The sequence below is a fragment of the Microvirga arvi genome (assembly GCF_016892765.1).
In the GTDB taxonomy this organism is placed as follows: Bacteria; Pseudomonadota; Alphaproteobacteria; order Rhizobiales; family Beijerinckiaceae; genus Microvirga; species Microvirga arvi.
The window spans coordinates 1-1,593 of record NZ_JAFEMD010000167.1; the positions used below are offsets into that span (position 1 = coordinate 1).

A 1,593-nucleotide genomic window follows, 5' to 3' on the forward strand; every position below is an offset into this window, starting at 1 on the left:
GTTGGGGGACGCGGCTCTCGGTTTCGGGTGCTCAAGAAAGAAGCGCATCATCTCGCGACTGGCATCAGGGCCCTTGGGTTCGGTGTAGGACCCACTCGGACTTCCACCGGACCAGGCATGGCCCGCTCCGTGAAGAACCCAATGCTCGAGCATGGGGTGGCCACTGTCATCGCACGCCACCGTGCGGGTATAGTTGATCCCGCCGGGAGCCTGCCCGCGGCTGACTGTTGTCTGGAGATCCGCGCCGGCCTTCGACTGAGCAATGACCTGGTCCCCATTGATGGGACTGACGGTCGTGTCGCGGTCGCCATGGAACACAATGGTCGGCACGGGCTGTTCGGCTCCGCTGTGTTGAGGCGCCCCGCCCTGCCGCATGGCAGCAAACGCGGACGGCATGTCACGCGCAGCCCCACACGCCAGCCCCGAGTGGACCCCCACAGCCGAATAGAGGTCGGGGTAAGCCGAGCCCATGATCGCCGCCGCTGCTCCACCGGCGGAGAGTCCGGCGGCATACACCTGTCGCGGCTCGACGGAGAAGTCATGCATGATCTGCCGGGTGATGCCGGCAATCAGCGAAGGTTCTCCCCGATCCCGCTGCTGATCGGTGGCGTTGAACCAGTTCCAGCACTTGGACACATTGGCGGACTGGGCCTGCGCCGGGTAAGCCACCAGAAACGTCTTCTCTTCGGCCAACTCGTTCATCCGCGTGCCGGCGGCAAAATCGTCTGGCGACTGGGTGCAGCCGTGCAGCATCACCACGAGCGGCACTGGCTGACCCGTGTAGCCGCTCGGGATGTAAAGCTTGTAGGCACGGCCTCCGGTCTCGTTGGCAAAGGTCCGCTCCTCGAAGCGGGCGCCTTCCGGCAGCGGCGCCGGCGCACGGGCTGGAACAGGTCCCGCCAACCCATCAAAGCCAGCTAGGGAGCCGGGTTGCCTCATACGGTCGAGGAAGCCGCGCAGCGCCTCCGGCATCTGGGGCTGGCCCAAACCTCCGGCAGAGCCATCAGAACCGTCACGAGTCATGTGCGGGAAGTTGAACTTCGGCGAAGTCCAGGCCCCTCTGCCGGACGATGGCGCCACCATATCGATGATCCGTGCAGCAGGTCTCACCCGATGCTGGCCTTCATTCCCGCCTGCGTTGCCTGGGGTCGGTGAGGGATGGGCACTCGGAAGCCCTCCCTGGAGGATTGCCATGGCTTCTGCAAGTCGTCCTTCACGGGTGAGACGGGTTGCCTCGAGTATGTCGATGTTCGGTTTCATGTTCATGAGCTCTATCCTGTTGTGGGGTGACCTGGGGCAAAGCGAGACCTGCCCCTTATTGTCGGGAAGGGTCGGGCAGGCTCTCAAGACGGGGAGACGGGAGCTACTCGGTGGTCAGCGTATGCGATCCTTCAGCGCCTCTTTTACCGCCGGAGGGGCGTGCAGGGCGCCAAGGACGTGAAGGGAGGCGATCGTCTGCCGGGCCAGTTCGGGCGTGACATCATTGGCGATGCTGGCGAGACCCAGAACCTGGATGCGCAGCATTTCTCCGGCTGCTTGCGCGGCCTCGAGGTCTTGGCGACCATAGTGGCGCAGGCCGAGGTCGAGCTGGTG

2 protein-coding genes are annotated in these 1,593 nt (G+C 64.6%); both read right to left on the reverse strand.

Annotated elements, in window-relative coordinates:
- Positions 1–1,266: extracellular catalytic domain type 1 short-chain-length polyhydroxyalkanoate depolymerase (locus ILT44_RS30295; protein ID WP_204243318.1), on the reverse strand; the 1,266-nt coding region annotated here is incomplete at its 3' end.
- A 108-nt stretch (positions 1,267–1,374) separates the two neighbouring features.
- A partial coding sequence (locus ILT44_RS30300; protein WP_204243319.1) for a ribbon-helix-helix domain-containing protein occupies positions 1,375–1,593 on the reverse strand: 219 nt, incomplete at its 5' end.